Annotated in this window: 6 protein-coding genes; 2 read left to right on the forward strand and 4 right to left on the reverse strand. The window is 41.1% G+C overall.

Annotation, left to right across the window (positions count from 1 at the left end):
- Positions 1-128 precede the first annotated feature (128 nt).
- The gene (locus tag H6G76_RS30260) at positions 129-6,230 is read right to left on the reverse strand and encodes an AAA family ATPase (RefSeq protein WP_313934857.1); all 6,102 of its coding nucleotides are present in this window, start codon (positions 6,228-6,230) and stop codon (positions 129-131) included.
- A gap of 398 nt (positions 6,231-6,628) precedes the next feature.
- Positions 6,629-7,120, reverse strand: coding sequence for a DUF1499 domain-containing protein (locus tag H6G76_RS30265; RefSeq protein ID WP_190709252.1), 492 nt, complete (start codon positions 7,118-7,120; stop codon positions 6,629-6,631).
- 121 nt (positions 7,121-7,241) lie between these two features.
- Here H6G76_RS30265 and H6G76_RS30270 point away from each other — a divergent pair, with 121 nt between their 5' ends.
- Positions 7,242-7,538 carry a Precorrin-3B methylase gene (locus tag H6G76_RS30270; protein ID WP_190709254.1) on the forward strand — a complete coding sequence of 99 codons (297 nt, stop codon included), beginning with the start codon at positions 7,242-7,244 and terminating at the stop codon, positions 7,536-7,538.
- 31 nt (positions 7,539-7,569) lie between these two features.
- Here the strand turns inward: H6G76_RS30270 and H6G76_RS37410 are convergent, their stop codons facing one another.
- On the reverse strand, positions 7,570-7,707 hold the full coding sequence (locus H6G76_RS37410; RefSeq protein WP_242056579.1) for a hypothetical protein: 138 nt from the start codon (positions 7,705-7,707) through the stop codon (positions 7,570-7,572).
- Positions 7,708-7,715: 8 nt separating this feature from the next.
- Between H6G76_RS37410 and H6G76_RS37415 the strand changes: the two genes are divergently transcribed.
- The gene (locus H6G76_RS37415) at positions 7,716-7,862 is read left to right on the forward strand and encodes a hypothetical protein (protein ID WP_242056580.1); all 147 of its coding nucleotides are present in this window, start codon (positions 7,716-7,718) and stop codon (positions 7,860-7,862) included.
- On the opposite strand, the gene H6G76_RS30280 is transcribed toward H6G76_RS37415, so the two are convergent.
- Positions 7,851-8,465: a hypothetical protein gene (locus H6G76_RS30280; RefSeq protein ID WP_190709256.1), complete on the reverse strand. Its 615-nt coding sequence runs from the start codon at positions 8,463-8,465 to the stop codon at positions 7,851-7,853. The two genes, H6G76_RS37415 and H6G76_RS30280, sit on opposite strands and share 12 nt — an antisense overlap.
- Positions 8,466-8,717 lie beyond the last annotated feature (252 nt).

Raw genomic sequence — 8,717 nt, forward strand, 5'->3', positions numbered from 1 at the left:
AAAACAGGGTGTAGGGTATAGGGGATGAAAAATGCCTCACGTCTGAATCAATTAGTTTAGGTTTGGTTGAGGACAGAAATCCAACAACCAAACACCTATTTTCTACCTGACTTAGGAGCGCATCTCGCCTAAGTTTCAGAATGGCTAGGATACGAAACCACAATAGGAAGTGCGATCGCAAATTCTGTTCCTTGTCCGAAAACAGAATCTACATTGAGGGTTCCTTGATGCCGTTCTACGACAATTTGGTGCGCGATCGCAAGTCCTAATCCTGTTCCCTGTCCGACTGGTTTGGTGGTGAATAAATAATCAAATATCTTTTGCTTCACTTCCTCACTCATTCCGGTTCCATTGTCAGCAATCTTAATTATCATTTGCTGTTCATCTTCACTCAGACGCGTTTGAATGGTAATTTGGTTAGGCTGGGCTTGGATACTGGCAAAACTACGTCCTTGATTTGACTCTTCTAAAGCATCGATCGCATTCGCTAGCAGATTCATAAACACTTGGTTGAGTTGTCCAGCAAAACACTCTACACAAGGCAATTTGCCATAATCCTTCACAACCAAAATTTCTGGACGCTTTTCGTTACCTTTCAATCTGTGCTTTAAAATGAGAATCGTACTGTCGATACCTTCATGAATATCGAAGGGAATTTTATAATCTTTGTCAGCCCTAGAAAAAGTTCGTAAACTAATGCTGATATCTTTAATGCGGTCAATGCCCAAGGTCATCGAATCCAGCAACTTCGGTAAATCTTCTTGAAGATATTCCCAGTCAATTGCTTCTTTTTCTGCCTCAATTTCAGAATCGAGATGTGACAACTTTTGTTGATATAAATCAATCAATCTAAATACATCCTGAACATAGTTTTTAGCTGGGTTGATGTTACCTGCAATGAAACTTAGGGGATTGTTGATTTCGTGAGCAACTCCAGCCACAAGATTCCCCAGGGCTGACATCTTTTCATTCTGGACTAACTGAATTTGGGTGTGTTGCAGATGTTGAAGTGTTTGTTCTAATTGGTTTGCTTGCTGGCGAGTTTTGGTCAGCAACTCCGTCTGCTGGAGTGCTACCCCCATTTGAGTGGCAATTTGCTTGGCAAATTCAATCTCAGAAGCTTGCCAATCACGGGGTTGATTGCATTGGTGAATACATAGCAAACCCCAAAGTTCCTGAGCTTGCATAATTGGCACAACTAGTGATGCTCGAATCTGAAATTGCGCTAAAATTGCCCGATGGCATTCCAACACATCAGCTGTATAGATGTCTGCTATTGCACAGAAACGTCCTTGCTTATAAAGGTTCGCATAATTATCGCCAAAGCAATGATCTTGAACTTGAACCGCTAAAGCAGCAGGGAATTGTGGCAGTACATCTTCAGCGATAAACTCGCCATATTCGTAGTTTGTTTCGAGATGAAATTGGTAAATTCCAACTCGATCAGCATTGAGAATAGAACGTGCATTTTGGGTGACAGCGCAGAATATAGCATCTAAGTCTAAAGACTCTCGAATCTGCGTTACAGCATTAAATAAAGTTTCCTGTTGAGCAAGCGATCGCTCTAACTGTTGAGCATAATTCTGCGCTTGCTGATAGAGACGAGCATTTTCTAACGCGATCGCCGCTTGGGTGCAGAGTAAATTGAGCATTTCGACGCGTTCGCCCTTGGCGTTGGCGGAGCCATCGCTCGTAAAAACCTCCGCCGTCAAGCTGTTCTCTAAATATAAAATTCCCAACAGGTTGCCTTGATTAATAATCGGTGTACACAACAAACTCTTGGGTTGTTGATGAATTATGTAAGCATCAGCCATCACTAATGGATGAGTAATAGCGTTATTAATAGTTAAAGGTTCTAAGGTGCGTTTAACTAGGTTGATTAACGAAATCGGTACATCCTGCGAATCTTCGAGCGATAAAGATTGCATCACTATTGCTGGCTGACCGACAGTATTAATTGCTTCAATTAGCAACCTTTCTTCTTGAAGTAATAGCAAAGCACATTTATCTGCGCCAGCATTTTCCATTAACACATTCAGTAATGTGGCTAAGAGTTTATCAAGATGAATTTCACTGGAGAGAGTTTGGGAAGCTTTGAAAAGAGTTGTTAAATCGAGCGTGACTGAAACATTACTACTGCCAGATGTCGAAGAATTGTGTGAACTGGGTTGAGATAAAGTATTACTATCAACTGCGCTGATTGTAATATTCGGCATCAGTGGAATTTTATCTTGTTGCAATACTGGAGTTAACAACTGGGCGTAATTGTGTTCTAAATCTCTAATCTTGGCTTTCGCTCCCCAACCAGCATAGGCATAATAAGCTTTGAGTAAATAATCCTGAGCCAGTTTTTCTTTGCCCCATTCTAAATAAAATTGGCAGGCAAGTTCGTTAGCTAAAGCTTCTTCATTAAGATACTGATTTTTGTGAGCTAAATTAATTGCTAAGTCATAATATTCAATAGCTTCAGCTTTATTGCCGAGAATTCGCTGCTTTTGGGCTGCTACTAAATAATATTTGTGCAAGTGATTTTCGCTGACATGGCCAGCCCAAGTTTGCAATTTTTCTTGGTTCGCCATCACTCGCTGGAGAATGCTTTGTTGTTGGGCTGGTGAAACTTGAGAATATATCGCTAAATGTGCCAAAGAATCATAAGTATGGAAAACAGGAACTAGGAATAATCCTGTAGCACCAGCTAAGTGGTTTTCAATGGCGATCGCAGCTGCAACTGCTAACTCAAACTGACCAAATAAATAGCAAAGCAAAAGTTTGCTGATATAGAAATAACATAACGCCGTTTGGTCGCCTGCTTGCTGAATTCTCGGCAGCATTTGGTTTTGATCGAATGCATCTCCTACCAGTTGCCATGCTTCTGTACCATCACCAATTAAATTTAAAATTGCTTGCTGAAAAATCGTCAAATGGCTAAGAAGCCCTTCCTGGTTGGATTGAGTCAGTTGTAAACGGAAGACTGCACTCTCTCGACTTAAATCTACTAATTCTTTACCGCTAAACCAAGAGTGCATCACGTATGTGAATGCACAGATAGTGGCTGATTCTAAATCTCCTGTTTCCAGCCCACTTTGATAGCCATCTCGCAAAAACGGTAAAGTATTCCTCAGTGGTTCTTTCCAATGCCAAACACTACAGTGGACTCCGACATAGGCTCTAGCTTTCATTTCTTTGGCGTTTAACTTTTCTAGCAGCAGGTGTGCCAATTGTCCAAACTGATAGCCGCGCTCAATTTCTCCCATCACCCCACAGAGCATCAGTCCATAGTAGGCATAACCGTTTGCTGAGTATGAAATATTGCCATACTGAACTGATAAATTCACCTGCTCTAAAATCAAAAATGGTAATAGCGTTGGGGCTGCAACATAGGCAGAAGAAGAAACACTAGTCAGAATTCTAATGGCGGCTATTTTTTCTGGCTCCCGCATTTCGGGTAAAGTAATTAAATCTAACGTTTGCCAGTCTGCCAGAATTGAGTTAGTTACCGCACAAGCCTGTCCAATCTCTGCTGCGCTGGGTTGTTGAGGGAAACTGATTCCGAGATACGCTAAAATTTCCAGTGCCAAGTTTACTGCTTGGAGAAATTGATGTTGGGCTTGAGCCGCTTGGATTCTGATTTCATAAACCTTGACTTTATCTAACAAAGAGTTAGCCTGTTCTAAAATCACAGCTGCTAATTGTGCCATCTGTTCCTGATTGCCAATTAAATAAGCAGTCTCGGTAGCAGCTTCGTAAAGTTTCAGGGTCAAGGTGTAATGTGCTTGCCAGGGTTGCTCAGGTAACAAGCTGAGACCTGTGAGGAAATACTCAGATGCGGCGGTGTATGCAGTTGCGGATTTAGCTTTGTTACCAGCTTTAAGATTAAGTTGAGCAAGTTCAATCTGTTGTGTTTGTTCACTAATGAGATTTTTACCGATGTTTAATTGGTTGACAATCTCAAACAGCTTCTCGTCTTGTTGGGTAAGACTTGTATGGTTCAGTAATAGTTGCCCAATTTGTAGGTGAGTTGTTTGTTTTTGTTCTTCTGGGATGAGCGAATAGGCGGCTTGTTGGACGCGATCGTGTAAAAATTTGTAGTGGGGTAATTGCTGACTGGTAATTCCTAGTTCCTGAGATTCACTAGTATTACTGGAGTCTTGAAAAAATTTATAAACTTCACTGGTTGGTAAAATTAACCCTTCTTGCAACGCTCTCCACAAATCTGCGGCGGTATCAGCTAGGGATTTTTCATAAATAATGGCGAGGGTTGCCAGATCAAAAGAGTTACCAATACAGGCCGCTAATTTTAAGACAGATTGGGCAGCTAAGGGCAATTTCTGGATTTGACGCACCATGAACTCAACAACATCATCGGTAAGCGTCAATGCTTGAATGTGAGTAATATCTGCTTGCCAATACCCTTTTTGAGTATCAAAGGTAATCCATCCTTCTTCATGCAATGTTTTGAGAAATTGGGTAACGAAAAAAGGATTACCTTGAGTTTTCCGATATACCAATTCAGTTAAGGATGCGGCTAGTGTAACTGGGCAACTGAGAGTATCGGCAATTAAATGATTCAGGTCAGATATCTGGAGGGGAGTTAAGGTAATAGTATTTGCGATCGCTCCTGTTTTGCTAATATCGTTTATCGCCAGCATCAAGGGATGGGCTGGATTGACTTCATTATCGCGGTAAGCACCAATTAACAGGAGATAGCCAGTTTCCCTGTCACTCATTAGCAGTTGCATCAGTTGTAGTGATGCTGAATCTGCCCATTGCAAATCATCGAGGAAAATTACTAAAGGATGTTCTGGGCTGGTGAGTGCATGAATAAACTTTTGGAACAGCAAATTGAAGCGATTTTGAGCAGCACTCCCAGAAAGTTCGATAACAGGCGGTTGTTTGCCAATAATTCCTTCTAGTTCGGGAAGGACATCAATCAATACCTGCCCATTCTTACCCAACGCCGAGAGAATTTTTGCCTGCCATTGTTGGAGTTGGGTGTCGGTTTCAGTTAGCAGTTGCCCCATTAAGTCGCGTAATGCCAACACAAAAGCAGAAAATGGAATATTGCGCTGAAATTGGTCAAATTTACCTTTGATGAAGTAACCACGCTGCCGCACAATCGGCTTGTGAACTTCGTTAACAACTGCGGTTTTGCCAATTCCAGAGAAACCAGCCACTAACATAATTTCTGCACTTCCGCTACTGATGCGCTCAAAGGCTTGTAGTAGGGTAGCAACTTCGGTTTCACGTCCGTAAAGTTTTTCCGGAATCAGAAAGCGATCGCACACATCCCGACTTGCAATAGCGAAGTCTGCAATTGTGCCTGTTGTCTTCAGTTGTTCTAAGCAATTTTGTAAATCAAATTTTAAGCCTAATGCACTCTGATAGCGGTCTTCAGCGTTCTTCGCCATCAGTTTCATCACAATATCAGAAATTACTTGCGGAATTTCTTCGCTGTTTCCTATTACCGTAGGCATTTTAGCAATATGACAGTGAATCAATTCCATTGGGTCATTTGAGCAGAAGGGAAGTTGACCTGTGAGTAATTCAAAAAAAGTTACTCCTAAGGAATAGAAATCACTGCGATAATCAATACCCCGATTCATGCGTCCAGTTTGTTCGGGAGAAATATAAGCAAGAGTACCTTCTAAAATCTGCGGATTTTTAATTTCTTGAGTTTCTCTTGGCAGTAGAGAAGCAATGCTAAAGTCAATTAATTTGACTTGTTTTGTTTCGGGATGAATGACAATATTAGCTGGCTTAATATCTTTGTGGATTACCCGATGCTGATACAGTCCGTTGAGAATGTCTGCAAGTTGAATTGCGATCGCTAAAAATTCGCCCAGTTCTAATGTATGTTTTTCTGTATATTCTCGTAGAGAAATGCCACCAAAGTCTTCCATCAATAGTGCATAGCTATTATGATATCTTTCTAGACTGTAGGGTTTAACTACTCCTGGTAAGTCAAGATTTTTAGCAATCATATATTGATTGCGGAAATGCAGCAGTTCGCTAAAAGTTGGGTAATCCCGATTTAGGTATTTGATTATGACACTTTGCTGCTCTACATCATGGATACCCCGGTAAACTATAGTTCTAGAACTGAAATACAGTTGTTCAACCAGTTGATATCCATCAATTACGAGTGCCAAATTCATTCCCATATTCATACTGCCTTCATCTTGATAATTAATATGCAGAGTCTCTAGTAATTTAGAGTTCCCATGCAGCAAATTTTTTTAACACCAAAATCAATTCTTGAAGATGATTTTTATATAAAAAAATTTATTGCCAAGTTTTTTTCAATTAAAAACTCTGCTTAATACTAATTCGTCAAAACCTTTGGGCGATGTTCAGTAAAACTTAAATTGTAGGGTGCGTTAAGCGTTTCTATAACGCACCGAGAGAAGGAGTGCGTTACGGCTAATCTTGATTTTCTTAAACTCCCAAATCATTACATAGCCGTAACACAACGCCAAATGAATGATGTTCAAACAAATCTATTGCCTGCTATTACCAGTAGTTTGTAAATCAAATAGTATTCTTATTGAGAGACAATTTCTGCATAATTACTACACAGATTGCTATTACAAAATGGCGGATTTAGTTAATACACTAAATGATGATCCTACTAAATTTTTAAATCTTGCAGAGCTAGCCGAATTTGCTCTAAACGTCTGCGGTTAACACCGAGGTCTGAATCTCCAATGCGCGAAGCAGATCGCATATGAATTACTGACTCATTAGTCGGAAAATAAAACTCTACATCATCAGTAAATTTGAAGATCCGGCTTTTAGAAAGAGCATGAATGTAATTATCTGTCTGTTCTACAACTTCTGTGCGGGGAACAACCGTGAGAACTTTGAGTAAGGTTTCTCGTGCTTGAGCGCGGTCTACATGATAGGTAATGGGGTCAATGGCGTGTTTGGAATCAGCATCTTGACTGACAGCACAGTTTGGGGAAGCGGGACAAGCAGCAAGATGACCGTCATTAATGCCTAATTTAGAAGAAGCAGCCCAAGTAGCAACTGGAAATATTAAATTACTAATTAAGGTGACAAATATTACAAACTTGGCAATCTTGAGTAGTTGATGTGCGATCGCTCTTAGCATACTGTACATTGTTAATCTTTGCCTCAAAGTTGAAATAACCGTTAATCATTTTCGGTCATTTCGGGCAGGTGCTACGAATTTCTAGTTAACCTCAAGCTACGATCGCATTAGACATTTATATTATTGATGTATGGCAAAGCAAGATGAGCCACTCACAGGAGAGGCGTTAATTAAAGAAGTTTGTCGGCGAATTCGCGTAGCCCGTAGCTATTGGGATGCTCATAATAATGCAGCCTGTCGGGGTGAACGTGAACGGGCTTTATCTCTTTACAACAAACTAACCAAGGAAGAAAAAGAGCAGATACCACAAGTATTGCGAGTGTGGCTACGCTACCGTAGTGAGAAATATTTTGGCGCACATCGCACACCACCTAAGTCGGCAAGAAAATCGAAGCATAGTAGGGGACAGGGGACAGGCGACAGGTGACAAGTAGCTAAGTTAGTTCCTGTAAATGCGGCTAATTTTGGTCTGCAAACTTTTTGAACTCAATAGCATCATGGCTGCAAAACAGGCTGACATCATTACTATGATTGAGCGATAATCTACGGAGCTTGTCTTGATTATTCAGCCGAGCCTTGCGGTCTACTTCCATCATCAACTGATATGCACGCAAACCAGGTGTACAACGTCGTTGAGCAGATCCAATTTCGTCGCGGTAAAAGTAAGCATCGCCAGCGTGGAGAAGCCAGCCTTGAGATGTTTGAATGGCGACACCTGCATGACCTCTTGTATGTCCAGCTAGGGGTATGAGAAGTATTTCCGGTGGTAGCCCTGCAAGATTGCGTACTGCTTGAAAACCGATAACTGTTGCTGCGGATCGGTGATAGTTTTATTTAAAGTCACCGCACTGGAAAGCACTTGATTGGCTCTCTCTGGGGCTTTAGCAATATAAAAAATTTGGGCGACATCAGCAAGTGTTTGTACTTTCCAAGAAGGGTAGTAGCTAGATTGCGGATCTTTAGGAAATTGCTCGACTAAGTTAAAGGCACTTTCTGCCGCAGCTAAAGCGCGATCGCGTTGTTGCAATTGAGTATACAATTTAGCGATCGCTTGTAAATATTGCACCTGTTCTCGTACAGAACCGAGATTATTTTCCTTGAGTGTTCGTGCTGACCCTAAAGTTTCATCTAGCACAGCGATTGCGCGTTCACGTTGATTGATTTGGAGGTAATTTCGTGCCAAATCCAACAGTAAACCTGCATTGGAAACTGTAAAAAAGGTATTGCGATCGTAAAAAATCGTAATTTTATCTACTGTTCGAGCCACTGCAACGCCTTGGTCTAAAATTGCCGCCGCTTTTTGCGGCTGTTTGCTAATTCGGTATTGTTCGGCAATACTGAATCTTTTGGGCAAATTGCTGCGCCTGATTAATCTGTCCAGCTTTTAAATAAGCTTCAGTGATCGCAATTTCGGCTTCGGTTCTCACAGGTACACAACAAGGATGCACCGTTTCACTTATATCTCCTTGGTATTACTAGGGATAATACATAACTCGTCTGTTTAATTAACGTGAGTTCGACGGAGCTAAAAAACCCCTCTCCAAACCTCTCCCCCACAGGGGGAGAGGCTTTGAAACCCTTATCTTTCGTTGAAATATCACAATGT

The sequence above is a fragment of the Nostoc sp. FACHB-152 genome, from assembly GCF_014697475.1.
Taxonomy (GTDB): domain Bacteria; phylum Cyanobacteriota; class Cyanobacteriia; order Cyanobacteriales; family Nostocaceae; genus Nostoc_B.